The sequence below is a fragment of the Bradyrhizobium sp. A5 genome (assembly GCF_042076515.1).
Taxonomy (GTDB): Bacteria; Pseudomonadota; Alphaproteobacteria; order Rhizobiales; family Xanthobacteraceae; genus Bradyrhizobium; species Bradyrhizobium cosmicum.
Genome location: NZ_CP148990.1, coordinates 5,932,498 through 5,958,288, shown reverse-complemented (window position 1 = coordinate 5,958,288; position 25,791 = coordinate 5,932,498). Strand labels below are relative to the sequence as shown.

Below are 25,791 nucleotides of genomic sequence, written 5' to 3'. Positions count from 1 at the left end.
ATCCGATGGTCGCGTGTGGGCTGGTGTCCCGTCCGCATGGCGTGTGGCGCAGCGGGATCGGTGAGCATCGGTCCAAACTGGCATGACATGATCAAGCACGTGGTGCCCTTCAGCCAGAGTTGGCACACACTCGCACTGCTGCTGTTACCTCGGCAGGGGCGGAGGCTTTGGAAGTCGGGCTGGCCATCTGGTCCATTTGGAACCGCCGGTGATCGAAAGGATCCTTAGTTTCCCGCGCCCGAAAGGCTAATCCTGTGTAGCCGTCCGAATGTCGTGAAGTACAGCAAGCGTCATGTCGCTCACATCACCCTTTCGGCTCTTCACCATTTCCATGTACACGCCAAGCGCCTCAGGAAACTGTCCCGGGAGGAGCGCGTCGCTCTCTTCAAGGCAGTTGATAAGCACCTGGAATGCGGCGACCATAGCGGCGCCATATGCTGCGATAACTTCACCTTCACGCGAAGGTTTCCCTGTCATCATGTCCTCCATTCGATGTGGACTAAGGCTAACGTGGTAACGGCCGATGACCAAGGTGGCGACTGTCCGCTATTGCGGGCTTTTTTGGATACCGCAGAAATCGATCAGCCTGAAGGATTTCAGGAGCAATAGAGGTGAGCTGAATGAGTAACCGGTGGGGCATAGAGCTGAACGGCCCTGAAGCGGATCAGAAAGCTTGGCTCATGCTGCTGAAGCCGCCTTTCGATCCGTTCGTCGAAGAAGTTAAAGACGAGCGCGGCGACTATCTGGCCCTGCGATCATCAGCCTTCGATGGGATGACGACTTCGGAAGAGGTCCATCGGGCAGCTAAGCAGTTGTTCAATACGCTAAACGTGGTGATGTCGAAGAACGCGGACACCGATCCCGTCACCAACGGGGCGGTGATCGAGTTTGTCCCGGACGCCCAGCCCCGCAGACATAATTACCTAGAAGCGGAGGGCATCACGGTGCGCTTGCGGGTCGGCATTGCCGAGATAACTGTGAAAGACGCGCAGGGCAATGTGGTTGAGCCCACACCTGCACCATCCAGAGCGCAGCTTTGGATGCGCGCGGCCGCTTTGGAGCCTGAAATTGGCAGCGCCCTGCGCTACCTGCAGGATAAGCCAAGCTGGTTCGAGTTGTACAAGGCGTATGAGGCTATCAAGAATATGCCGAACGGCGGCATATCGGACAGTGAGATCAAGCGCTTTACACAGACAGCAAATGCCGGGGAGCGGCATCACCCCAATGAAAAGATCAAGCCGCACAAGCGCCCAATGGAGTTATGGGAAGCGCGCGCACTCCTAACTCAATGGGTCTCGGCTGCGATAGAACACATCTTAGGGAAGAACCCCTGAATGACCACGTGCGGATTAGATGGGTCAGCTCCTGGGCGCTTAGCGGACTTGGTGCGAAATAAGATTTTCGGCCGCAAGGGCTCCAAAGCGGACATCATGAGCTAGCGAGAACCTTGGACCACATAGGACACCGCTGGAGAACGGACCCTCCTGCCGTAACCTCGGCGGCGGCTGCGCCCTTTAAGCCTCGCTATTTGAAGCCGAGGGTGGGTGGAAGCCCAAATTAGGATCCAGTGTCAGAAGGGGGCCCACAAAATTCTCAGCGAGGTTTGCGCGCTGGCGTACCCCATCGCCCTCCCATGGTGCCTGTATTCCGATATTCCGATCGCCTCCTTTTGTTAACTCCCTAATGATTGCCTGTGCCTAAGCAGCGGTGTACTCAGGCGGAAACTCGCGCTGTTGGGTGCTGCAAGGAAAATCTGCAATGGGCTTTCGTTTTTACGTTTTCACGAACGAAGGGCTGAGGCGGATCGCAAGAGAGGTTTTCGAAAGCCGCGTTTCGCTTCCCCAGTTCGCAAATACTCGGCAAAGGACAGTTGAAGCAGTCACCCAACGCCGTGACGGGCGGCTGTTCGCTCGGACTTACGGGACCTATTCCGAGTTTGATGCCGATGGTTTCATCTGTGTTCCACTTGGGACGATGCTGAGTGCGTACCAGCTTGTCGAGGTCTCTGAAGCAATCGAGCGAGAGCGTCTTGAGCAACCAAAAGTCGCGGAGATTGGCCTACGCCGCCGTCACAACCAGTTGCAAAGTTCTATGCAATGGGCACTCTCTGCGGCGGAAAAGGAGGCCATTGCTGCAGACTTATTGGGCTCAGACAGGCCGAGAGGAACAAAACCTATCCCTCTCTTACGAAGCCATCGCGTCTAATGCCTTCCTTGGGAAACCTACACTGCTGCTGTGAGGCGGGCGGCGGCGATAGACTTTAGCCAGAGGAACTTGAAACCGCGTTGCGATGAGCGGCAAATTTAGGATCCATTCGGGAAAGGGAGGCTCATTTTCACATGAGGGCCCCTGATTTCGATGGCTACTTCCAGCCGTCCTGATCAAGTGCAGCGCACGAGCGGCCAAACTCCGACGCGGCCGAACAGCGCTGCGGTCCGATACGTTCGAAGGACGATACGGTGGCAAGCGGTGTGCACGTGGGTAGCAATATTGGTCAGCCGCCTTCCACCACTCGTCCGAGCATGATCTTTACGGCTGTAGGAGCATACGGCTTGCCTGACTTGGTGGTGTGCCCAACATCGGCGAGCGCCGCTGAGATTTCACGCAGGGACCGCTTGCCGCCCTTAGGTCGAGCCCGAGCCAGCTTTCGGGCCAACTCGATGGTGCGGGGCCTCTCCTCTGCAATGGACTTGCGGCCCTCAACTTTCATGCCCTTGCGGCGCTTACGGTCTCGCGCGCCTCTCAGTTTCGCAACCAGCATCGCCTTCTCGAACTCAGAGACGGCTCCAAGCACCTGTCTGATAAGGCGGGCGGTAGGTGTATCGTCGAGAAACGATGTCGGGCTATCTGCGGCTATAAGGTCGATGCCGCGCGCCCTCAACATTGCAAAGCCCACCTCCTGGACCATCAAGTCGCGAGCAAATCGGTTGGCTGTCTCAACAATGATGGTTTTGGTCCCGTTAGCCTCGAGCGCTTCCAGCATCGCCGCAAAGCCCGGCCTTGTGTCGATAGGATCGGAGCCTTTCACCGCTTCATCGTTGTAGGTACCCACCAACTCTACACCCGCGCGCTTGGCATAGGTCTCTATAGCTTGGAGCTGCCTGCGCCCGCTGTCCTTGTCCTCACCGATGTTGGAGGCCGAGGAGGTCCGCAAATAGGCAAATGCCCGGACCGATTGCGTTGATTTTCCCACTGCTTAGGCCTCATCGGTGTATCTTATTCCTGAGAAATAGATACGAAGACGGTCGCGGTCAATATGATTTTCTGGGTAGAAGGCACTCTTCGTACGGTTGCAGGAAGGGCAGGGCACGCGCGTTAATGCTATAAGCCGCCGGGCTCGGAACAACGGGGGGAAAATGTCAAAAGCAAAAGAGCGGGTTGTTCACACTCGCACAACTCCACTGAGTAGCCTGAAGCGCAAAGGGAAGGTTCTCGCGAGCCCGGCGAGCGGCCTGAACATGCAGTTTTCCTCTTGGATCAACGATGCGATCCCCGAGGTGCTATGGTCCTTGCTGGCTATCACTGGCCTCCCACGGGAAGACGCCCTCGGTAGCTTTCGCAGGATTTTGGCAAAGGTTCGAGAAAACAAGGATGCCTTGGACACTCGGCGACTGGAGCATTCCCGCCTCGCCGAGTTAGAGCAATCCGTCTTCAATTCCCTGTTCGCTGACGAGTGCGCCAAGCAGGACTTTTCAATCGCTCTGTCGCCGTTGCTGTTGCTTGAGGCATTGCCCGATAGAAAATACTGGGAAGCCTTGTTGCCAAAACCGGACGTCGAGCGTTCCTGGAGCCGTCTGGCCGAAACGGTGGCGCGGACATTCGATCACCAGTCGCAAGAAGCAACGGACGCTAGGTGGTTAAAGATCACCACAGTCGCCGCCCTCGGAAAGCTCCATTTGCCAACGTCGATGGCTGAGAGAGCAAGAGAGTTCGACGAGTATCCGAACCGAGGAGACATGAGGTCGGTTAGGCCCTCCATACGTGCGTTGGAAATGAGTTTCCGGCCGGGGGTCGCCAACGAAAAGCGAACGCCATGGATGGACGAGTTTTGGCAGGAGGGCTGGCAGAGCACAGAATGTGTACTAGTGAACCCAGATGATGAGGCGACGAGGGCGAACCATGCTGCGCTGTTCGATCAGCTGGCTACGCTGTATGAGGCGCTAATTGAACACTTTCTGGAGACCATCGATCAAACTGGCATAGACGCGAAGCACGATGCGTGTTTCGGACTGACCTTCTACGTTCTACAGTTGCTCTTCTTTTGTTTGAAGTCGACAGTTGGGCAGGCCTTGCCCGGTCGGATTGCCCTTAGGTCAGCAGTCGAGTGCTACATAGTTTTGGCTTACCTTGCGCACAACGATAATCCGACCGTTTGGCTTCAGTTTCGAAACTACGGCGCAGGTCAGTCGAAGCTGGCTTTCTTGAAGCGCCTCGATCAGGATGAAGTGCCGTCATTCATTAGTTCTGAGCTATTGGAGCAACTCGCAAATCAAGATGCTTGGATGGAGTTTCAAGACATCAAGTTGGGCGCTTGGGCTGACAAAAACCTTCGCAACATGGCGCAGGAGGCAGGCGAGAAGGCCTTCTACGATAGATACTATGATGCGCTGTCCGGCTATGTTCACGGAAATTGGTCGGCAGTTAGTCATGCCGTGTTTGGCCTTTGCTTAAACCCATTGCACCGATTTCATCGCGTTCCATTGCCACCCCGGCTGCTAATTGACGATGCCGTGCCTGACCTCATGAAAATCGGCAATCTTGCCTTGGACAAGCTCGCTCACATGTATCCGGCATTCAAGCCGCGGCTTCGAGAAGCGCATTCCAAAACCTCTGCAGAAAAGGCCGCCAAATGAATGCGGCCGCGAAGCGGGGTAAAAAAACGATCAAGCGTCCGCCAATTCCAGCAGCAATCCAATCGAAGCTACTAATCGAAAACAGGCACGCGTGTTGTGTCTGCCAGAAAGTCCGGGTGCAAATACATCACATAGATGGAGACCCAAAGAACAATGAACTTGCCAATCTGGCGGCGCTATGTGTTGACCACCACGACATGGCGTCCATGCAGTTGGGTTTGACAAAGAAGCTGAAGCCCAACGAGGTGAGGACTTACAAGAAGGAGTGGGAGGCGAGGTGTGCGGCTGACATGAAGGCGCTGTCGCGCGACCGTGAAAACTTCTTTGTCACGCTCTACAAGAACCCGCCTCGAATTCGCGAGCAGTTCTCCAGACTGCCTGATAGCGTTCGACGCGCAGCCGTCGTTGATGTGGCTCGTGCTATCGCGGGTGAGGAGAAGGACAAGCTAAAAGAAGGTGGTTTTAACTTCCAAATGCTTCCTCGCCGCAACGACATGACCTTGGCTTGCCTTGCATCAGCCGAGAAAGGCCAATTTTGGCCAGAGTGGCTCCCGAGGGTTCAGGGTCATCCTAAGGACCCTGACTATCCCACCGATTTGTCGCCGCCAAACGGAATGACAGCGTTTCACGGCTTCGATCTATATTGCCAGATATTGATCCGCGTTCTCACGGCTGCTTCGGTGCCTGTGCCGCTCGAGCAAATCCTGTCTCTAGGAAACGCACAGCTGATGAACACCTGGGCGGGCAGTCTCGTGAGTTTCCGTGAGCGGGCGATAGGAAAGGGGGTGACAGTGCCTAGCTTGGATCATAGTCGTCCCACGGCCTCGCTGCAGTTCAGGCATCGACAAGGAAAAAAGCTGCTACGTACGAGGATGGAGCTTCGCACTATGTACGTCTTCTCCGACACCGCCGCCATGAACCTAAGGTCGTCGCGGACTTGCGGCATAGGCGTGTTTGGCGGGGCGGACGTTGGCAGCGCTGATGCGGATATTACGCTATCGATAGTCCCTCTGCTGATTGGAATGGGTGGATTTGGACAATCAGATGCTTCGGGATGGAGTTGGAGCTTGCGATGAAATCGAGGCGACGATGCTGACGCCGCCCTCACAAAAATACAAAATCGTGCTACAAAAGAAGCTCTAGCGAGCGCAAATTCATCAGTCTTTTCAGTGATTATCGTGCTGGTTTGGGGTTCCCACCCAACTGTACCAATCCGGATAGATTTGCTGAGACATCGCCCCAGGACGTAGGGCGGATTAGCGCCAGCGTAATCCGCCGTTTCACTCTGAGACGATCAACCGGCGCGACCGCGGGTCACGGCTTTCGTTTCTTCTATCGGTTCATGCGGACAAAATCGCCTGACCCGCCATACGACATCTCTACCGCTCGCCAAACTCGCCGTCGGATCCGGAATCGCCGGCCCAATCAAGCGGAAAAATCCCGGCGCGGACGTCGCGATGAAATGACGAGTGCGCCCAATCGCAAACGCGATTGACCAGGGCATGCTTCACCGGATTGATATAGCAATATTCGATGTGACGAGCGTAGTCGTCGTCGTCGCGGATCAGGTGTTCCCAGAACCGCCGCTGCCAGATGCCGCGTTCGTGGCGTTCGATCCTGACCGAGCTGAGGCGCTCGTGTTTCGGCAGTGCACGGGCGAAGCGGCTCTTGATGAGCCGCCAGCGCGTCGAGAAGTCCGCATCATCAGGCGGCAGGGTCCAGACCGCGTGCAGGTGATCGGGCAGCACGACGAACGCATCGATCGTAAAGGGGTAGCCCTGCCGCGTGCGGGCGACCGCATCACGCAGATCATCGATATGGTCGACGAGCAGTGTTTGACGGCGCTCCAGCAGGTTGACCGTAAAGAACCACGAGCCGCCGGGAACGAACGCGCGACGATAGTTGGGCATGGTGACTACGATAGCGCAGGCGCCAGCGATGGTGTAGCCGATCATGGCGGATTACGCTGACGCTAATCCGCCCTACGGGCTACAATCGGACAGAGTGTAGCGTCTTCCGGATGGACATTGCTTGCTTTGCGATGAAATTCTTGTGCTTCCTGAGCTTTTCTTGCCTTGCGCAAAAAGCCACGTGAGCCTGGGTGCCAATAGATGCGCGCGCTATCGTCGCCGATCCAATCGAAGAGCTTTGGGCCAGAGTAGGTAATCGTCGTATACAGAACGAACTTTGACCTAGGCCGTCGCGATAACCTTTCAAATTCTTGATTGCAACGATTTAGGAATGCATCGGGGTCAGTCAGGCTCAACGATGGGTCGGATACAGAACCCGCTATACATTTCGCTTTAACGGGCTCTGCAATTCGAGTCGCTCGGATGGCAGAGCTAAGGACCGGAAACCAGAATGCGTATCCGGCCGCGTCAAACGAACGTCCGTCGCTTTTTCGAACCCCCTGAAGTTGGCGAAGCACCTGGTTGCGGTCGAACCCTCGCTCCCAATCGAATTCGCTCGGCATCTTGCTTGTTCAACCCTCTCCGCGTCTTACTCTATTCTGAGTTGCGAGACCCTGTCAGCGGATTTCTTACGGTGGCTCAGCTAAGCCAATCTGGCCAGCAGCCATCTTCCTCATGCCGGCCGGTGCGATTGGGACAAGTCTGGTCGAGCAGCCGTTGCCCGACATTCTTCCAGACCGCGTCGGGCCCAAAGCTTCGGCCTTCTGCATCTCGACGATGCGATAGCAGCGCGCGCATTCGACGCGAAGCATATGTCTCTGAATGTCAGCAAACCGGCATTGATGGACCGGCTGCCTAGGTTTGCCGGCCGCGCGGGGGTCGTCCAGCAGCGATTGCTACATGGCATCGGAAATTGGGTCGCAAGGAGCGGGATCGGGCGCGGAGGCTTGCTCCTCCTGAGCGATGCCTGCCAGCTTGTCGACCTGCTTCCTTGAGTACATCCGCCAGCTCGCCATCCGCTCTTTGCCCATAACGAAAATAGAACATATCAAGAACAAAGAGTCGTGCCGCTAGGGCTTGCGCCTTCAGAGGTTGACCACACCAGAAATTTAGTTCATTTTATTCTTGAACAAGATGCAGGATATGTAGATGTTGAAGATGATTTCCTCGCCCAACGAAGCCATCGCCAATATTTTCAAATTCGAAGCGGAAGTGGAGCGCAGCGTAGATTTGCAAGGACGCCTCGCCTATGCGCGCTCTTGGTATGCCGTCAAATTCGAAGATGGATGGCGGTTCGGTCCGTCGAAATTCGTCGGCTATCAAGACATGGATGCCGAGACCTATTTGGAAGCAGGGGAGAACAATGAGAGCGACGGTCGAAGGACCGAAGCTCAGCTCCAAACCTATTTTATGGATTGGGGGACGAGTGACGAACTCAATGCGGCCCTCGTGTCATTCTTGGCCAAGTTCGGCAAGAAGCCAAGCACCAAAGCTCGGATTAACATTTTGCGAGATCGAAGGCTTCTTTCAAGGCAGCCCGTAATCGAGGACGAAGTCGTTATGGCGATGGCGGTAATCGCAAAAGCAAAGCTGTCTCGCGAGCAGATCAGCGCCTTGGTTGATCAGCTCGAGGATCACTTGGCTTAGTGACGGCGAGCGAGCCGCCGCCGGGACGCCGGACAAGCTAGCGACGGCTCGCTTTGCCTACCGCGCTTGGTGAAGGGCAAGCCGCAGACTTTGCGCTGTTGTTACCGTCACCTGCGCAATGGACGGTCCCGGCCGTGAAGTTCATGAAGCGGCTGAGAGTCCCCCCAAGACCAGCGCGATCGGGAGGGTAACCGCCCCTGAGTGTGAGTTTCCAATTCAGGATTGCGGTGAAAGTGCACAAAACTCTCCACGCGCCCTATCTGCAACGCTGCTCAAAGCCGGTTTTGTCCGCCGTCACGGTAGCTCACGGGTCCGCAACGCGCTATCGGTAGCGAGCCAAAGCCGTTCATCGACAAGCAAACCAGGCGAAAAGGATCGTGACCTTCTTCCAGCGTCTCAAAACCGCAGCATCCGTTGAGTGGCGGGCCTACACCGAGCATCCCTTCACGAACGGATTGGCGGACGGATCGCTCCCCGAAGCGGCGTTTCGTCACTATCTCGTTCAGGACTATTTGTTCCTCATCGAGTTTGCGCGCGCCTACGCGCTCGCGGTCTACAAGTCGCCCCGGCTTGCCGACATGCGTGAAGCAGCTAGCGGCCTTTCGGCCATCCTCGATGTCGAGATGAACCTGCATGTAAAACTCTGTGGCGAATGGGGGCTGTCCCCGGCCGACCTTGAGCAGGCCGCTCCGGCGGCCGAGATGCTGGCCTATACGCGCTACGTGCTCGACGCGGGAATGCGCGGCGATCTGCTGGCCCTCAAGGTGGCGCTTGCCCCCTGCGTGATCGGCTATGCGGAGATCGCAACAAGGCTCGCCTCGCTCCCCCTCGCGGACGCCTCAGCGAACGCCTACCGGGTCTGGATCGCCGAGTATGCCGGCGCGCCGTACCAGGAGGTCGCTGCCAAAGCGCGGGCGCACATGGAGCATCTCGCCGATCGCTACGTCACGCCGGCCCGCGAGGCGGAACTGATTGCGATCTTCAGGGAAGCCACCCGACTCGAGGCAGACTTCTGGGAGATGGCCTGGCGCGCGGGCCAGCGTGTTCAATAAACCTTTCGGCAGTCGTCGGGCTCATGACCCGAAGGTTGTCAAATTGCGATGAGGGTGCTCCTCGATCTGTCGGGCGGAGCTTCCGTCACGATGCCGCTGTCAATCATCAGACGCTGGAACTGTTCGCTGACGTTTTGGCTGCCGCGATTGGTCTGATCCACGAGGTCCAATCGAGATGCTCGGCTGGATCATTTTAAGTTGGACGGCACCACTCTTACCGCATCGCGAAGAGCTCCTGATGGAATCGGTGTTTCGTGGGAAAGCCATGCGCGGCAAAGTCTCGTTTCAGCGCTTCGCCGAATCCCGTCGGGCCACAAAACCAGATGCTCGCCTCGCGCCATCGTGGCACGGATTGGCGAATTCGCTCGCCGGTTAGGCGCCCGTCGCGAGCATCGATCTGAAGATGCAGGCGGACATCGGCTGATTTGGCGTCGGCTGCCAATTTGCCTAGCGCTTCCTCATCGACATCGGCGGTGGTGTGGAAAAGATCGACCGCCTGCGCCTCAGGCCAATCGCGGGCGTCCTTTTGCATGGCCATGTGCTTCATGCGCGCGACAAAGGGCGTGACGCCGATGCCGCCGCCGATCCAGATCTGGTGCGGACACTCGTCATCGAAGGTAAAGCAGCCATAGGGTCCTTCCACCTTCACTTCCTGCCCAACGCGGAGCTTCTGGCGCAAGCGCCTGGTGTGGTCGCCCAGTTCCTTGGTGATGAAGGTGATCCTGGGGTCCTCAGCGTGCCAGCCGGAGGCGATGGTGTATGGATGTGCGCCCTCCGAGGCGTCCGACGTGGCGAAGGCGAACTGGCCCGGCTTGTGGCCCGGCCAGCCGTGCGGCACCTCGATTTCGGTCTCGAGCGAGGTGACACCGGGATAATATTGCAGCGATGTGATCCTGCCTTCGACCTGCCGCCCAGCACCCACCCGCCGCAAGAGGACAAGAACCGCCGCCCATGTGCCGCCGGCAAGCAGCCCCGCCGTCACCCATCCGACTGGAGACGTCCAGTAGCTGAACTTGATCAGCACGATGCTGTGAAAGACCAGCACCAGATAGGCAAGGGCGAGAAGCCGATGCGTTTTGTAGAAGAGACGGTAGGGAAAATATTGAATGAGAGCCAGCGCGACCAGTGCCACGGTGGCATAGAAAGCCCATTCGCCCAGGCCCTCCGCCGTCCCGTGGAGATTCGCAAGAAACGCTTCGACGGGATTCTCGAGGGCGCGCCTTGCCCCGCGTGCCGGTCGCTCCAGCAAACCCCAGCCGACTGCCCATTTCGGGCCGTTGGCCCAGAGCCAATGGACGATGGCAACAACAAGGGCTGCGATGCCGAACCATTTGTGCAGGCGGTACATCTTGTCGAGGCCGCCCAACCACGACTCCGGCCAGCGCGGCCGCAGCGCCAGGATCATCGCGACGCTCATGCATCCGATTGCGAGAATGCCGCTCAACTGCACCATCGCTCCGCGAAGAGCAAAGAACGCGGCGGACTGAAATACGGAGGGTTCCGCAATCAGCCACAGCAGCACCAGAAGCACGAGCGTGCCCCAAAACGTGCGTTTGAGGTTCTGCATGCGACCCTTCCTTCACGCAATATTCGGCGCAATTCATCGGTTCAAGAATTTAGCTGAAGGCAATCAACCAGCTTCGCATTGAGTTAAGTCAACATCACGTGCCGGGTTAAGTGCTCGGGACCGGCGATCTGTGCGCTCGTTTCCGAGTGCACGACCTGATCATCAGCGCGCGCACTGCGAAAATGCCTGCGCTACCTTTCGCCGGTCGGCATCGCCGCTAACAGCACGATCACGCCGGTTGCGACCTGAGGCAAACCGAGCAGCTTGTCGTGTGCGGATGTTTCGATGCGGTCGTAGATCTCCCGCCATTACTCATGCGGGTCGCCACGCGCGATGTCGTTGAGAGGCGTTGCCTCGGGCCCGCCGGATGCGCGCTGCTGCTCCTCCCGGCAAGCCTTCAGTCGAGACAATCCTGCATCGATGATCTCGATTTCTTCCTTGAGGGAGGCAATCATCCGGCTGGTGTCCATTTCGGCGATCGACCTCGCCGATTCCAGCATCTCGACACGGTGGGCGCGCAGCGTCTCGAGAGCCTCGCGATCCCCCAGTCGCACATAGCCGTCCACGATCAGCGATATGGCAAGCGGCATGCCGGTCCGGCTCAATGACCGCGGGGCACGCGATATGCCGCGTTTCGCAGCTTCATGACGTGCGAGGTGGAGAGTTCTGCGGCGGACAGGCGGGACGCCACGTACATCTGTGAGGCGATGAACAGGCAAATCGAAAATGCAATCGTCGTCGTCGCACTCGCGATCTGATGCCAGGCACTCATCGATCCCTCTTCCTCAAGACAGTCCCGGATTCAGAAGCAGCAGAGGGGCCATTCGTTCCTTCATTCGGGAAAAATCGGCAATCGGGGCGGCGGACCTTTTCGGCGGCCGGGGTGTTTGTAGTTGCGGCAGGGACAGACAACGCTGAGGAGCTGAACAATGAACGGAATTATCTATATCGTCGGTCTCGTTGTCGTGGTTGGCGTAATTCTGTCATTCCTGGGATTGCGTTGATCCGGCAGATGGCGACGTGCCGAGCGGAACGCGCATGGCGGCCTAGTTGAGACGTGCCACCACCACCATCACCACCATCACCACCACCACCGGCAACGTCACCGCCGCCAGCAGCGTGCCCAGCGCCACCGCGCCCGACACCGGGTTCACCAGCCGCTTGTACTGAACCGCGAAGATATACGCGTTCGCGCCGGTCGGCATCGCCGCGAACAGCACGATCACGCCGGCTGCGACCGGCGGCAGGCCGAGCAGTTTTGCCAGCACGAACGCGGCCGCGGGCATCGCCAGCAGTTTGAGCGCGCACATCACGACGACGCTGAACATCTCGCCCTTTACCTCGAACCGGAACAAATTGATGCCGAGCGCGATCAGCGCCGCTGGCGATCCCGCCTGTGCGAGCAGTTCGATCGTCTTGTCGACGACGGGGTTGAGGCCGAGGCCGGTAAAACGCCAGACGACTCCGAAGCCGATGCCCAGCATCAGCGGATTGCGCGCGAGATCCGCTAGCACGGGGCGGATCACCGCCAGGGGCGAGCCGCCCTGCTTGCGGCTGACAAGCTCCATCTGCAGGATGCCGCAGAGCCAGAGCAGCGGCGTGTTCACCGACAGGATCAGCGCCATCGGTCCCGCCGCCTCGTTGCCCAGCGCCGAGAGCACGAGCGGAATGCCGAGCATCACGATGTTGCCGTAGACCGAGCCGATCGCGAACACGACGCCGTCCTCGTGGTCCTCGCGCCGCTCGCGCAGCAGCGCCGAGATCGCCAGCGCCGCGATCCAGATGATCGCGAGCGCGCCGTAATAGGCGCCCCACATTCGCCAGGGGCTGACGTCGGGGAATTCCGATACGACGATGGTGCGGAACAGCAGCGCCGGGATCGCGATGCTGAAGGCGAATTCGGAGATGCCCTTGTGCGCGGTCTCCGAGACGAAGCGAAACAGCACCGCCGCATAGCCGGCCGCGATCAGGGCAAACACCGGCGCGACGATCAGAACGGTGGCCATGCGCCCCTCGCTTCACGGGGACTTGGACTGGCCACCCCTCACAACTCTCGATGATAGCATTATGCCGCTGTTTTGCCCGACGTGTCAAAGCCAAATTCGTAAAATCCGCAGGCGCGTCTGGAATTCGCAGCATTCGCCTGGGCTTGGCTACTGTGCATGGGGTTGTTTTCGCGCTTTGTCTTGGAGGGCACTCCCCCGCCTGTTGCCGAGAGCGCACACGTTGCGCCTTTCGCATTCCCGCGCGTTGCCAACGAACCGCCGTTCACCCACACTCCGCCCCGACTCGACATGCAGGGGGTATCGATGCCGGCGTTCCGTTTTCAGAAATCCGTTCTTGCTGCCGTCTCGGGGCTTGCCTTGGCCGTTCTGGTCCAGCCCGGCGCCGGCTTCGCCTACACGCCGGAGGAGCAGCAGGCCTGCTCGCCCGATGCGATGCGGCTCTGCAGCGAGTTCGTGCCGAACGTCGATGCCATCACCGCCTGCATGATCAGGAAGAAGACGCAGCTCTCGCCGCAGTGCAAGGTGTTCTTCCGCCAGGGCCCGGAGCCGGCCGAAGCCCGCGCCGGCAAGCCGACCAACATCGCTCCCAAGACCACGAAGACGAGCACCAAGCCGGCGCCGAAGGCGACCAAGAAGAAAAAGACCGAGAGCTGAGCCCGCAGCACGCGCGTTCCTTCGCTGAAACTCCGTCATGCCCGGGCTCTCGTCCGGGCATTTGCGTGTCGGCCGCCGCGTGTCAAAATGTCCCGGCATCAGCCTTGCGACAGCCACTGGACTCCTTTTGTTCGCCTGCGCGCGCGGACGCCTGCGACAATTTCAAACGTATGCGATGGAAGAGAGCCGCGAGCAGATTTGCGCGGGGAGGTTGCATCCCGGTTTTTCCTGCAAGACGGCTCGGAAAACGCATGAATGCCTGGATGAAAGGCGTTTCGTTGCGGTTTGTATCTGCGTCGCGGGCAGCAGTGTGACTCAAAAGCCAACACGTCTTGTTATTTCATGGCCGTAACGCAACTTACGATAAATTTTTCTTTCACGAATCAGAGAGGTGATTCATTTTCAGGCCACGGGGTCAATCTGGAGGCCAAGGGTATGAACGTTATTGTTTTCGCATCGCGTAAAGGCGGCTCGGGCAAGAGTACCCTCGCCGCACATCTCGCCGCGCAGATCAAGGCGAGCAAGCAGGTGATGCTCGTGGACGCGGATCCGCAGGGCTCGCTCACGCTGTGGCACAAGCTGCGTGGCACCAACGAGCCGCCGATCAAGGCTGCCGTGAACTCGGTCAGCGGCATCGTCTCCGCTGCCAAGCGCGACGGTTATGAATGGGTGTTGATCGACACGCCGCCGAACCTGTCGGCCGTGGTCGACGATGCCATCCGCAATGCGACGATGGTGGTGATTCCCGCCCGCCCCGGCGTGTTCGACGTCAACGCGGTGCAGGAAACGATTCAGATGTGCCGCGCGGCGCGCAAGCCCTACGCGGTCGTGCTCAACGGTGCGCCGGCGCGCCGCGACGAATCCGAAAGCCCGATCGTCACCATCGCCCGCGAGGCGCTTGCCAAATTCCGTGCACCGGTGTGGGGCGGCCAGATCACCAACCGTACCGACCTGCTGATGGCGCTGAGCCATGGCGAAGGCGCGCGGGAGTATCAGGCCGAGAGCCGTGCGGCTCAGGAAATCGCAAGGCTGTGGGCAGCGATCGAGCGTTCGGTGAAGGCCATTCGCGGCACGGCGTCGACATCCGGCGCGATGCACAAGCAGGCCGCTTAATTTCAACCAACAATCCCCGGACGAGAACGCGCGGCTCTCCGCGCGTTTTGCGTTTCAGGGGGTGTTATGAAGTCAAGCCACCATCAGCATGTAGAACACGATCACCGGCGACAGCGTCAGGATCACCGACCAGATGCCGACGGCCCAGAGGATGTCCTCGGTGGTGAAGCTCTCTTCGGTGGTATAGGCCTGCTGTCCGGCGTCGTAATGCGACGCCACTTCGTTCCGACTATTCACTAAACGCCCCCGCGATTTCTTCGCTTATGAGCGTGGACGATACGCACGATGTTTTAAAATTCCGGGTCGCAATCCCCTGCGCATTTTGAGCGCATTTGTGACCTCCGTTTAACCATCCGCGCGGGCTGCCGTCAGCCGACGAGCCAGACCCGAACCAGCAGCACCGGGAGCAGGCCGAGCATCACCGCCCAGAACCCGAACGACGACACGACCAGAATTCCCTGCAAGAGATCGGCGGGCGCGAACTGGCTCGCGGCCGTAGGCCGGGTGCGATGCCCCATGGTCATTCCCCCTTTGAAAGACTTTGAACGGGAACGATAGGCGCGGTCGCGTAAACGAGACGTGGACGCGCCATGCGGCGGCTGCGAAGGCTGTTGGGGCGGGGTTAACCAAGGGCGGCTCTGACCCTCCCCTGGAGGGTCCGTCCAGGGGAGGGTAAGCGCGCCTACGCCGCAACTTTCATCCGCCGCTCGATCTCGCGATCGATCGTGGCGGCAAGCTCGCTGCTGACTTCCACCATCGGCAGGCGCACTTCGGGACTGTCGATCAGGCCGCTGCGCCACAGCCAATACTTTGCCGGCGCCGGGCTCGGCTCGGTGAACAGCAGGCGCGTCAGCTCGGATACCTCGTGCCAGCGCGCCAGCGCCGCATCATGGTTGCCGCGCGTCAGCTCGGCCTGCACGGCCGCAAACGTCGCGGTCTCGACATGGGCCGACAGCACGATGCCGCCGTCGGCGCCGTCGACGAGCGCCTCGAAGTAATTCGCATCCTCGCCGGTCAGCACGCGAAAGCCCTTCGGGCGGTCGCGCAGCAGCGCGATGGACTGCTCGCGGCTGGCGCCGCAATCCTTCAGCCCGACGATGTTCGGGTGCTCGGCGAGCCGCAGCAAGGTCTGGTTGGTGATGTTGACCGAGGTCCGGTAGGGGATGTTGTAGAGCGCCAGCGGCCAGGCGGCGTGATCGGCCAGCGCCTCGAAATGCGCCAGCAGGCCGCGCTGCGACGGCCGCACGTAATAGGGGCTCGCGATCAGATATCCATCGATCGGCCAGTCCGTGGTTTCATCAAGCCGCTCCTTCAGCCGCGCGGTGTCGGCGCCCGACAGTCCCAGGCAGACCGGAACGGAGCGCCGTCCGGCCGCCATCTCGTCGCGCACCACTGCAACCAGGCGTTCGAGCTCGGCATCGCGTAGCGTCATGCCTTCTCCGGAGGTTGCCCCGAGGACAAAACCGTCGACGGCGTGTGCGCTGTAGTGCCTCGTCAGCCGCCGCAGCGACGTCTCGTCGAGACGTCCGTCGCGAAACGGCGTCACCAGTGGCAGCCACAGTCCGTGCAAATGATCTTCCAGGCCGGTCATGTTTCTTCTCCTTCTCGTAAAAACCTGAGACGGAGGGCACATGAAAAAACCCCGTCCAGGTGGCGGGGTTTTCGGGATTTGGCTCGCGATGACGAAGGCTGTATTAGCGCGCGCAAAAATCCGAGGCCCCGGGATGGGGGCCTTTTTTCGAAACGATTGCGCACGACTTCGTGATCATTTGTAAATGATGCGGGCTATGCCCAAAACTGTCAATACGCGCGGAAAGCGAAAGCCGAATCCGGCAGAAAAAAAGCCGGGCTCTCGAACGAGCCCGGCTTAAGGTATTGGCCACGTGAGGCCGACACAATCACCTTCCAAGAGGGATTACTGAACTCCCGCGCCACTGGAGGAGGGGGACAAATGCGCAACGCGAAGGCTCAGCGTGCAAGCAGTATGGGCTTGACGAGCGCCATGCAGCAAGCGTCCAAGCCGCATGTCAGACATGCGGAAATCAGGAAGGCCAGCGCTGCGCCTTGCTCACCACGAAGTCGCGGAACACCTGCACGCGCGCAACCGTCTTCAGCTCCTCGGGATAGACGAAGTACGTGTCGAGCTGGATCGAATCCGATTCGCCGAACAGTTGTACGAGCCGGCTCTGTTCTTCGATCAAATAGTCCGGCAGTGCCGCGATGCCGAGGCCCTGCTGGCAGGCGCGTACGAGACCGAGGATGTTGTTGACCTTGAAATAGGCTTCGCGCGGACCCGAGCCGTTGCGGCCGGCCTCGACCAGCCAGTTGCGGTTTTGAAGATGCGGCGCGAAGCTGCCGTCCGAGAGCGTGATGATGCGGTGAGCGTCGAGCTCTTCCAGCGTGCGCGGCGTACCGAAGCGCTTGATGTAGTCCGGCGAGCAATAGGCGTGGAAGCCCATCGCGAACAGCTTGCGCTGGATGAGATCCGGCTGGGTCGGCTTGCGGGTGCGGATCGCGACATCGGCCTCGCGCATCGACAGGTCCAGCTCCTCGTCGGTGACGATCAGCGAGATCCGGATCTCGGGATAGAGCGCGGTGAACTCGCCGAGCCGCGGGATCAGCCAGTTGATGCCGACGCCGGGCGTGGTGGTGATCTTGAGGTCGCCGCTCGGCCGCTCGCGGCTGTCGGTCAGCTTGGCGCGCGCCGCCTGCAGCTGCATGAACACATCATGCGCGGTGCGGAACAGCAGGTCGCCCTGCTCGGTGAGGATCAGGCCGCGGGCGTGGCGGTGGAACAGCGAGACCGAAAGCTCCTGCTCCAGCGCCGAGACCTGGCGTGACACCGCCGATTGCGACAGGCCGAGCTGCTCGCCCGCATGCGTGAAGCTGCCCGCTTCCGCCGCCGCGTGAAACACCTTCAGCTTGTCCCAATCCATATCCGTAAATCCGTCGCGTGTTCGAGGCATGATCTTTATTCCGCTGCCGCGCGCTCGCTGGCGCGCAGGGCCAAGAATCGTTCGGCCTCGAGGGCTGCCATGCAGCCGAGGCCGGCGGCCGTGACGGCCTGGCGATAGGTTTCGTCGGCGACGTCGCCGGCGGCGAACAGGCCGGGCACGGAGGTCGCGGTCGAATTCGGGGCGACCTCGACATAGCCGGAGGGTTTCAGCTTGATCTGGTCCTTCACGAGCTCGGTCGCCGGCGCATGGCCGATGGCGATGAAGACGCCGTCGGTCTTCAGGTCCGTGAGCGCGCCGGTCTTGACGTTCTTCAGGCGCACATGGGTGACCTTGTTCGGGTTCTCGGTGCCGCAGATCTCGTCGACGGCGCAGTCCCAGATCACCTTGATCTTCGGGTGCTTGAACAGGCGCTCCTGCAGGATGCGTTCGGCGCGGAAGTGATCGCGACGATGCACGATCGTGACCTGCGAGGCATGATTGGTGAGGTACAGGGCTTCCTCGACCGCGGTATTGCCGCCGCCGACCACCACGACCTCCTTGTTGCGATAGAAGAAGCCGTCGCAGGTGGCGCAGGCCGAGACGCCGCCGCCCTGGAATTTCGCTTCGGACGGCAGCCCGAGCCAGCGCGCTTGCGCGCCGGTGGCGAGGATGACGGTGTCGGCGAGATAGACGTCGCCGCTGTCGCAGGTGAGGCGGAATGGCCGCTGCGTCGTGTCCAGCTTGATGACCAGGTCGGAGACGATTTTGGTCCCGACATGGACCGCCTGCTTCTCCATCTGCTCCATCAGCCAGGGGCCCTGGATCACGTCGGCGAAGCCCGGATAGTTCTCGACGTCGGTGGTGATGGTGAGCTGGCCGCCGGCCTGCATGCCCTGGATCAGGATCGGTTCGAGCATTGCGCGCGCAGCGTAGATCGCGGCCGTATAGCCAGCGGGCCCGGAGCCAATAATGACGACCTTTGCATGAACAGGAGCGGACATTTCGACGGACGCCTTTGTCACGGGGAACTGCAGCGCGGTTGCGGAAAGAGCCGGAGGCCTCGCGGTGGCGCTGAAATATCAGAGCTAATCTAAGCCTTCTGGTGAGCTATGCAAGAATTGCATTCCCATTCGTCGGATTTTTCCAACGGGGAACAAAAGTCGGCTGGAGTGAACGCGCAATAAAATTGCGCTGGCGGGCGTGACTGGGTATGAGGATTGCACCAAATCCATCCGATACCGCCATAAAGGCCAGGAGTTCCAGTCACGTGTCGCGGAACCTAGACGAGATCGACCTGAAGATTCTCACCGAAATCCAGGCCGACGGTCGAATCACCAATGTCGAGCTAGCCAAGCGGGTCGGTATTTCGCCTCCGCCGTGCCTGCGCCGCGTCCGGGCACTGGAGGAGGAGGGCTACATCCACGGCTATCGTGGGCTGCTGGACGCGCGAAAACTGGGCTTTGACGTCACCGTGTTCGCCGCTGTGCACCTGTCCAGCCAGGCCGAGGCGGATTTGCGCGCCTTCGAGGAGTTCGTCCGCGCCGAGCCCCTGGTGCGGGAATGCTGGATGCTGTCGGGAGAGGTCGATTTCATCCTGAAATGCGTCGCGCCCGACATGGCGACGTTCCAGGATTTCGTGACGCACCTGACCGCCGCGCCCCATGTGCGCAACGTCCGGACCTCGCTGGTGCTGCATAATTCGAAGTACGAGGCCGCCGTGCCGCTGGAAGTGAAGGGACGGAGGTAGGGGCTCGCAATGACGCGTGGTGAGGGAGCGCCCACCTCGCAGCAGCACGCCGAAACAAAAAGGCCGCGCATCGCGCGGCCTTTTCACAACCTCATCACCCGCAGCGGCAAATCCTTACCGCCACTCCACCTTGGTGATCTCATACGCCTTGGCGCCGCCGGGTGCGTTGACCTCGACGGTCGAGCCCTTCTTCTTGCCGATCAGCGCGCGCGCGAGTGGCGAGGTGATGGAAATGCGGCCCTTCTTGGCGTCGGCTTCGACCTCGCCGACGATCTGCCACACCGCCTTCTTCTCGGTGTCCTCGTCGACCAGCGTCACGGTGGCGCCGAACTTGATGGTGTCGCCGGAGAGCTTCGAGATATCGATGATGTCGGCGCGCGCGAGCTTGTCCTCGAGCTCGGCGATGCGGCCCTCATTGTGGGACTGCTCTTCCTTCGCGGCATGATATTCCGCGTTCTCCGAGAGGTCGCCGTGCGAGCGGGCCTCCGCAATGTGCTCGATGATGCGCGGACGGTCCTCGGACTGGCGCTTCTTCAATTCTTCCCCGAGCGCGGCAAAGCCGCCCGCAGTCATCGGAACCTTTTCCATCTCTTCTCTCGTCCTTCGGCCGCGCGCCCGACCAGACAGTGGGCGCGGCAACCTTGATTCGTCAGTGCTTCCGGGGGCTGAATACATGCCCGCCGGAACCGTTATGTGGGGCTGGCGCCGGAACAGAACAACCACATGGCCGGACAGTTCCTCCGGCCATTGTGGCTTCATTGCCAGTCACTTAGCGGAAGCTTCGCCGCCGCCAGCGATCAGGTTTCCGAAAAGTAGCTCTGCAGGGTCCGAACCTCAAGGTCCCCGCCCAGATAGGCGCGGATGCCCTGCGCGGCCGCCACGGCCCCGGAAAGAGTGGTGTAATACGGCACTTTATGCAAGAGGGCCGCGCGCCGCAGCGAACGGCTGTCGGCGAGCGCCTGCGGGCCGTCGGTGGTGTTGAAGACGAGCTGGACGTCGCCGTTGGTGATGGCATCGACGATGTGCGGCCGGCCTTCCAGCACCTTGTTCACCTTCTCGGTCGGGATGCCCTGGTCGGTCAGGAAACGCGCCGTGCCTGATGTCGCCAGCACCTTGAAGCCGAGCGAATGCAATTCGCGAACGGCCTCGGTGATGCGCGTCTTGTCGCTCTCGCGCACCGAGACGAACACCGTGCCCTTGCGCGGCACCCTCGTGCCGCCGCCGAGCTGGCTCTTGGCAAAGGCGACCTCGAAATTGCGGTCGATGCCCATGACCTCGCCGGTCGAGCGCATCTCGGGGCCGAGCACCGTGTCGACGCCGGGGAAGCGCGCGAACGGAAAGACCGATTCCTTGACGCCGACATGCTTGAGCTGCGCCTTCTTCAGCTTGAAGTCGGCGAGTTTCTCGCCGGCCATGATGCGCGCGGCGATCTTCGCGACCGGCGTGCCGACCACCTTGGCGACGAAGGGCACCGTGCGCGACGCGCGCGGATTGACCTCGAGCACGTAGATATCGCCGTCCTTGATGGCGTATTGCACGTTCATCAGGCCGACGACGTCGAGGCCGAGCGCGAGCTCGCGGGTCTGGCGCTCCAGCTCCTCGATCATCTTGGCGTCGAGCGAATAGGGCGGCAGCGAGCAGGCACTGTCGCCGGAGTGAATGCCGGCTTCCTCGATGTGCTCCATGATGCCGACGATGAAGGTGTCCTTGCCGTCGGAGAGGCAGTCAACGTCGACTTCGGTGGCGTCCGAGAGATAACGGTCGAACAGCAGCGGGTTCTTGCCGAGCACCGTGTTGATCTGGCCGGTCTTGTCGTTCGGATAGCGCGCCTTGACGTCGGCGGGCACCAGCTCCGGCAGCGTGCCGAGCAGATAGTCGCTGAGCTGGTTCTCCTCGCGGATGATCTGCATCGCACGGCCGCCGAGCACGTAGGATGGGCGCACCACCAGCGGCAGGCCGAGATCGGTCGCGACCAGGCGGGCCTGCTCGACCGAATAGGCAATGCCGTTTTTGGGCTGCTTGAGGCGGAGCTTGTCGAGCACGCGCTTGAAGCGGTCGCGGTCTTCGGCAAGGTCGATGGCGTCGGGTGAAGTGCCGAGGATCGGCACGTCGGCGGCTTCCAGCGCCCGCGCCAGCTTGAGCGGCGTCTGGCCGCCGAACTGCACGATCACGCCATGCAGCGTGCCGTTGGTGCGCTCCTTGGCGATGATCTCCAGCACGTCCTCGGCCGTAAGCGGCTCGAAATAGAGCCGGTCGGCGGTGTCGTAGTCGGTCGACACCGTTTCCGGATTGCAGTTGACCATGATGGTCTCGTAGCCGGCATCGGCAAGCGCGAAGCAGGCGTGACAGCAGCAATAGTCGAACTCGATGCCCTGGCCGATGCGGTTTGGGCCGCCGCCGAGGATGATGACCTTCTTCCGGTCCGACGGCTGGCTCTCGTCCGCGACGGTGCCGGCGAAGGGCGACTCATAGGTCGAGTACATGTAGGCCGTGGGCGACGCGAATTCGGCCGCGCAAGTGTCGATACGCTTGAATACCGGGCGGACGCCCAGGGCGTGGCGCTTGGCCGCGACGTCGGCATCCGCGACCTGCGTGAGCACCGCAAGCCGCGCGTCCGAAAAGCCCATGGCCTTCAGCGTGCGCATGCCGAAGGCATTGGAGGGGAGGCCGCTCTTCTTGATCTTTTCTTCCATGTCGACGATGCCGCGCATCTCGCCAAGGAACCACGGGTCGATCTTGCAGGAATTGAAGATCTCCTCGTTGGACCAGCCGAGCCGCATCGCCTGCGCGACCTGGAGCAGCCGGTTCGGCGTCGGCGTGCCGAGCGCCGCGCGGATCGCGTTCTTGTCGTCGCCCTGGCCGAGTCCGTCGATCTCGATTTCGTCGAGGCCGGTCAAGCCCGTCTCAAGCCCGCGCAGCGCTTTCTGCAGGCTTTCCTGGAAGGTGCGGCCGATCGCCATGACCTCGCCAACCGACTTCATCGATGTCGTCAGCGTGGTGGAGGCGCCGGGGAATTTCTCGAAGGCGAAACGCGGGATCTTGGTCACCACGTAGTCGATCGTCGGCTCGAACGAGGCCGGCGTCGCGCCGCCGGTGATGTCGTTGGCGATTTCGTCGAGCGTGTAGCCGATCGCGAGTTTTGCAGCGACCTTGGCGATCGGGAAGCCCGTCGCCTTCGACGCCAGGGCGGATGAGCGCGACACGCGCGGGTTCATCTCGATCACGACCATGCGGCCGTCTTCGGGATTGACGCCGAACTGCACGTTGGAGCCGCCGGTCTCGACGCCGATCTCGCGCAGCACCGCCAGCGAGGCGTCGCGCATGATCTGGTATTCCTTGTCCGTCAGCGTCAGCGCCGGAGCCACCGTGATGGAGTCGCCGGTGTGCACGCCCATCGGATCGAAATTCTCGATCGAGCAGACGATGATGCAATTGTCCTTCTTGTCGCGCACCACCTCCATCTCGAACTCTTTCCAGCCGAGGACGGATTCCTCGATCAGGACTTCGTTGGTCGGGGACGCGTCGAGGCCGCGCTCGATGATGTCGAGGAATTCTTCCTTGTTGTAGGCGATGCCGCCGCCGGTGCCGCCCATGGTGAAGGAGGGTCGGATGATCGCGGGCAGGCCGATCTCGGACAGCGCCATCATCGCCTGTCCCAGCGCATATTCCTGGTAGCGCTTGCGGCGGTCGCCTTCGCCGAGGGCCCATTGCCGGTCGTGCTCTTCCAGAGCCGCGCCCGACAGCTTCTCGCGCTCGGCCTGGTGTTTGTCGCGGAAGGATTTCTTCAGCGCGGAGGCGTTGGCGAGCCGCGACTTTGGCGTCTCGAGCCCGATCTTGGTCATGGCCTCGCGGAACAGCTGGCGGTCTTCGGCTTTGTCGATCGCGTCAGCCGTGGCGCCGATCATCTCGACGTCGAACTTTTCCAGCGTGCCCTGCCGGCGCAGCGACAGCGCGCAGTTCAGCGCGGTCTGGCCGCCCATGGTCGGCAGCAGCGCGAAGCCGCCGGGAATGACGTGACGTTCCTTCTCGATGATCTTGGCGACGATCTCGGGCGTGATCGGCTCGATATAGGTCGCATCCGCCAATTCCGGGTCGGTCATGATGGTGGCCGGATTGGAATTGACGAGGACGATGCGGTAGCCCTCTTCCTTCAGCGTCTTCACCGCCTGCGTGCCCGAATAGTCGAACTCGCAGGCCTGGCCGATCACGATGGGGCCGGCGCCGATGATCAGGATGGTGGTGATGTCTGTACGTTTGGGCATCAACTCTCGCCGAAGTGGAATTTGGGCACAAAAAAAGGGCGCGCTTGCTGCGCGTCCCCTGTGGCCGAGAGCGCGTGGTCTCCCTCGCGCGCGGACGGGTCTTAGACCAGTTTTCGGGGCGGCGAAACCCCGAAAAGCGCCCATCAACCAGCAATTTTGACGGGTTTTGGCCGCGCCTGCCAGCCACGGGCGAGATGCACCAGAAGCGCTGCGGAAACGCTCAATCCGCCGACCCAGCCGAGATCGGTCGGGCTCCACCCCGCAAGCACGGCGCCGCCCAGGACGCCCCCGATCGCAAAGCCGAGATACATGGCCGAAGCGTTGAGCGAGAGCGCGACCATCGAGGCCTGCGGGTCGATCCGGATGATGCTGGCGATCTGGGCCGGATAGAACGCCCAGCCCGAAACACCCTGCAGGAAGATCGGGCCCAGGATCGCATAATGCGCCTGGCCGGGAAGGAATTTCAGCACCAGTGAATGCAGGAAAAGCGCGCTGGCCATGCCGGTCAGGCCGAGCGCCGCCGTGGCGATGGCGCCGAGCCGGTCGGCCAACAGGCCGCCGAGCATGTTCCCGATCGCGGCGGCCGCGCCGAACACCAGCAGCGCGAGGCTGATATGTGAGGCGTCGAAGCCGAGCGCGCGCAGCGGAACGGCGAAATAGGTGAACACGGTGAAGCCGCCGAGCGCCCATAGGATCGTGATGAGCAGCGCGATCAGGACGTTGCCGTGGCGCGCCACGGCCAGCCGTTCGGCGAGCGATGCGGTATTTCGCGGCAGGCCGCGGGGCAGGCCAAAAAGCAGGCCCGCCATCGCGATTGCGCCGAGCAGGGCGACCATGGCGAAGGTCGCGCGCCAGCCGAACAGGCTGCCGATCCAATTGCCGAGGGGGACACCGATCACGGTTGCGATCGTGAGGCCGGAGGTGACCAGCGCCACGGCGCGGCCGCGCCGTTCGGGGGGGGAGACCGCCACGGAGACACCGAGCGCCGTCGGCATGCACAGGCCGGCGCCGAGTGCCATCAGCATCCGCGATGCCATCAGCAGTGCAAACCCGGAGGCGGCCACCGCCAGGAAATTGCCGGCGATGAAGGCCGACAAAGCCAGCGTCAGCACGGTGCGGCGGTCGATATTGTTGAGGGTCACCGCGAGGACCGGCGACCCCACGGCATAGGTGAGCGCGTAGACGCTGACCAGCTGTCCGGCCGCCGGCACCGAAATCTGCAGGTCGGCCGCGATCGTCGGCAACAAGCCTGCGATGACGAAGGCCTCCGTCCCGATCGCAAACGCCGCGACCGCCAGCCAGAACACGCTCATGATCCGTCATTCCTATGTTCAATAATCGTTGAACTATTGGGCGGTAGCCCGCTAATGTCAATTAGTTCAAGAACTATTGAACATACCAGCCGTATTGTTATGATTGCACCATGAGTCGTACGCCTCCTCACCCCACCCGCGAGCAGATCCAACTGCCGATGGTGCTGGATTGCCTGAGTGATCCGATCCGGCTTGCGATCGTCTACCAACTCGCCCAGCAGGAACGCGTCAGCAGCGAATTGCGCTGCGGCGACTTTTACGCGCTCAGCGGCAAGTCGAACCTCGCCTATCACTTCGCCAAGCTGCGCGAATGCGGCGTCATGCAGACCCGCGTGGCCGGCACCAACCGCTTCATGCGGCTGCGCCGCGAGGACCTCGATGCGCGCTTCCCGGGGCTGCTCGATGCCGTGCTCAACTCCGCAGCCAGGGATGCCGACCGGCTTCAGCTGCTGCCGGAGTGCGAAATGGTTGCTGCGGACCAAACCTGAGACGATGGCGCGCCGGGCCCTGATTTGCCCGCCGCATCAAGGCCTTCAGAAGATCCAGCGGACATCATGCCAGCCATCGTCGGCTACTGTGCATGGGGTTGTTCTGGACATTTTTTGTTTGGGCGGCGTGGCCGCGCGTAGCCCCGCAGGAGCGAAGCGTGGAGACCCGGCCTGGATTTGAACCAGGATGAAGAGCGATGCACTGCTCTCGCGTAGACGCTTCCGCCACCGGGCCGCGGAGAT

At 61.0% G+C, this 25,791-nt stretch carries 23 protein-coding genes; 9 read left to right on the top strand and 14 right to left on the bottom strand.

From position 1 onward, the window contains the following. Positions 1-246: 246 nt before the first annotated feature. Positions 247-477 (bottom strand): hypothetical protein, encoded by a 231-nt coding sequence (locus WHZ77_RS28290; RefSeq protein ID WP_375310958.1) that lies wholly within the window; start codon positions 475-477, stop codon positions 247-249. A gap of 143 nt (positions 478-620) precedes the next feature. Between WHZ77_RS28290 and WHZ77_RS28285 the strand changes: the two genes are divergently transcribed. After that, positions 621-1,334, top strand: coding sequence for a hypothetical protein (locus tag WHZ77_RS28285; protein WP_375310957.1), 714 nt, complete (start codon positions 621-623; stop codon positions 1,332-1,334). 1,160 nt (positions 1,335-2,494) lie between these two features. On the opposite strand, the gene WHZ77_RS28280 is transcribed toward WHZ77_RS28285, so the two are convergent. After that, positions 2,495-3,193 carry a recombinase family protein gene (locus WHZ77_RS28280; protein ID WP_375310956.1) on the bottom strand — a complete coding sequence of 233 codons (699 nt, stop codon included), beginning with the start codon at positions 3,191-3,193 and terminating at the stop codon, positions 2,495-2,497. Between the two features lie 163 nt (positions 3,194-3,356). Here WHZ77_RS28280 and WHZ77_RS28275 point away from each other — a divergent pair, with 163 nt between their 5' ends. Together WHZ77_RS28275 and WHZ77_RS28270 are read left to right on the top strand one after the other, a co-directional pair. After that, entirely contained in the window at positions 3,357-4,853 is a 1,497-nt protein-coding gene (locus WHZ77_RS28275; protein ID WP_375310955.1) for a DUF5677 domain-containing protein, read from the top strand. After that, positions 4,850-5,929 (top strand): HNH endonuclease, encoded by a 1,080-nt coding sequence (locus tag WHZ77_RS28270; protein ID WP_375310954.1) that lies wholly within the window; start codon positions 4,850-4,852, stop codon positions 5,927-5,929. The genes WHZ77_RS28275 and WHZ77_RS28270 overlap by 4 nt, the downstream gene beginning before the upstream one ends. 303 nt (positions 5,930-6,232) lie before the next feature. Here WHZ77_RS28270 and WHZ77_RS28265 read toward each other — a convergent pair whose 3' ends face one another. Next, entirely contained in the window at positions 6,233-6,763 is a 531-nt protein-coding gene (locus WHZ77_RS28265) for a transposase (RefSeq protein ID WP_375314831.1), read from the bottom strand. Between the two features lie 1,149 nt (positions 6,764-7,912). Here WHZ77_RS28265 and WHZ77_RS28260 point away from each other — a divergent pair. Then, a complete protein-coding gene (locus WHZ77_RS28260) occupies positions 7,913-8,410 on the top strand; it encodes a hypothetical protein (RefSeq protein ID WP_375310953.1) in 498 nt (165 codons plus the stop codon). A 377-nt stretch (positions 8,411-8,787) separates the two neighbouring features. Next, positions 8,788-9,462: a thiaminase II gene (tenA, locus tag WHZ77_RS28255; protein WP_375310952.1), complete on the top strand. Its 675-nt coding sequence runs from the start codon at positions 8,788-8,790 to the stop codon at positions 9,460-9,462. 214 nt (positions 9,463-9,676) lie between these two features. Here the strand turns inward: tenA and WHZ77_RS28250 are convergent, their stop codons facing one another. The 3 genes from WHZ77_RS28250 to WHZ77_RS28240 form a co-directional block, all read right to left on the bottom strand. Beyond that, positions 9,677-11,029, bottom strand: a complete 1,353-nt coding sequence (locus WHZ77_RS28250) for a ferric reductase-like transmembrane domain-containing protein (RefSeq protein WP_375310951.1) — start codon at positions 11,027-11,029, stop codon at positions 9,677-9,679. Between the two features lie 308 nt (positions 11,030-11,337). Next, on the bottom strand, positions 11,338-11,634 hold the full coding sequence (locus tag WHZ77_RS28245; protein WP_375310950.1) for a hypothetical protein: 297 nt from the start codon (positions 11,632-11,634) through the stop codon (positions 11,338-11,340). Between the two features lie 441 nt (positions 11,635-12,075). After that, a complete protein-coding gene (locus WHZ77_RS28240) occupies positions 12,076-13,035 on the bottom strand; it encodes an AEC family transporter (protein WP_375310949.1) in 960 nt (319 codons plus the stop codon). Between the two features lie 303 nt (positions 13,036-13,338). On the opposite strand from WHZ77_RS28240, the gene WHZ77_RS28235 reads away from it, so the two are divergent. Then, the gene (locus WHZ77_RS28235) at positions 13,339-13,689 is read left to right on the top strand and encodes a hypothetical protein (protein WP_375310948.1); all 351 of its coding nucleotides are present in this window, start codon (positions 13,339-13,341) and stop codon (positions 13,687-13,689) included. A gap of 435 nt (positions 13,690-14,124) precedes the next feature. Next, complete coding sequence (locus tag WHZ77_RS28230; RefSeq protein WP_015688444.1) at positions 14,125-14,802, top strand: ParA family protein; 678 nt, start codon at positions 14,125-14,127, stop codon at positions 14,800-14,802. Between the two features lie 72 nt (positions 14,803-14,874). Here WHZ77_RS28230 and WHZ77_RS28225 read toward each other — a convergent pair whose 3' ends face one another. The 5 genes from WHZ77_RS28225 to trxB all read right to left on the bottom strand — a co-directional run bounded on the left by WHZ77_RS28225 (position 14,875) and on the right by trxB (position 18,739). Beyond that, a complete protein-coding gene (locus tag WHZ77_RS28225; RefSeq protein WP_375310947.1) occupies positions 14,875-15,039 on the bottom strand; it encodes a hypothetical protein in 165 nt (54 codons plus the stop codon). Positions 15,040-15,170: 131 nt separating this feature from the next. Continuing rightward, positions 15,171-15,320, bottom strand: coding sequence for a hypothetical protein (locus tag WHZ77_RS28220; protein ID WP_375310946.1), 150 nt, complete (start codon positions 15,318-15,320; stop codon positions 15,171-15,173). 164 nt (positions 15,321-15,484) lie between these two features. Continuing rightward, entirely contained in the window at positions 15,485-16,393 is a 909-nt protein-coding gene (locus WHZ77_RS28215) for a 4-hydroxy-tetrahydrodipicolinate synthase family protein (RefSeq protein WP_375310945.1), read from the bottom strand. A gap of 451 nt (positions 16,394-16,844) precedes the next feature. Then, a complete protein-coding gene (locus WHZ77_RS28210) occupies positions 16,845-17,768 on the bottom strand; it encodes a LysR family transcriptional regulator (RefSeq protein ID WP_041748541.1) in 924 nt (307 codons plus the stop codon). 5 nt (positions 17,769-17,773) lie between these two features. After that, positions 17,774-18,739 carry a thioredoxin-disulfide reductase gene (gene trxB / locus WHZ77_RS28205; protein ID WP_375310944.1) on the bottom strand — a complete coding sequence of 322 codons (966 nt, stop codon included), beginning with the start codon at positions 18,737-18,739 and terminating at the stop codon, positions 17,774-17,776. A 266-nt stretch (positions 18,740-19,005) separates the two neighbouring features. Here trxB and WHZ77_RS28200 point away from each other — a divergent pair, with 266 nt between their 5' ends. Continuing rightward, positions 19,006-19,485, top strand: coding sequence for an Lrp/AsnC family transcriptional regulator (locus WHZ77_RS28200; RefSeq protein WP_008135853.1), 480 nt, complete (start codon positions 19,006-19,008; stop codon positions 19,483-19,485). A gap of 114 nt (positions 19,486-19,599) precedes the next feature. Here WHZ77_RS28200 and greA read toward each other — a convergent pair whose 3' ends face one another. The 3 genes from greA to WHZ77_RS28185 form a co-directional block, all read right to left on the bottom strand. Then, a complete protein-coding gene (gene greA / locus WHZ77_RS28195) occupies positions 19,600-20,073 on the bottom strand; it encodes a transcription elongation factor GreA (protein WP_027534300.1) in 474 nt (157 codons plus the stop codon). Positions 20,074-20,282: 209 nt separating this feature from the next. Next, complete coding sequence (gene carB / locus WHZ77_RS28190; protein ID WP_375310943.1) at positions 20,283-23,747, bottom strand: carbamoyl-phosphate synthase large subunit; 3,465 nt, start codon at positions 23,745-23,747, stop codon at positions 20,283-20,285. A gap of 143 nt (positions 23,748-23,890) precedes the next feature. Next, positions 23,891-25,060 (bottom strand): MFS transporter, encoded by a 1,170-nt coding sequence (locus WHZ77_RS28185; protein WP_375310942.1) that lies wholly within the window; start codon positions 25,058-25,060, stop codon positions 23,891-23,893. 110 nt (positions 25,061-25,170) lie between these two features. On the opposite strand from WHZ77_RS28185, the gene WHZ77_RS28180 reads away from it, so the two are divergent. Next, the gene (locus WHZ77_RS28180) at positions 25,171-25,548 is read left to right on the top strand and encodes an ArsR/SmtB family transcription factor (protein WP_375310941.1); all 378 of its coding nucleotides are present in this window, start codon (positions 25,171-25,173) and stop codon (positions 25,546-25,548) included. Positions 25,549-25,791 lie beyond the last annotated feature (243 nt).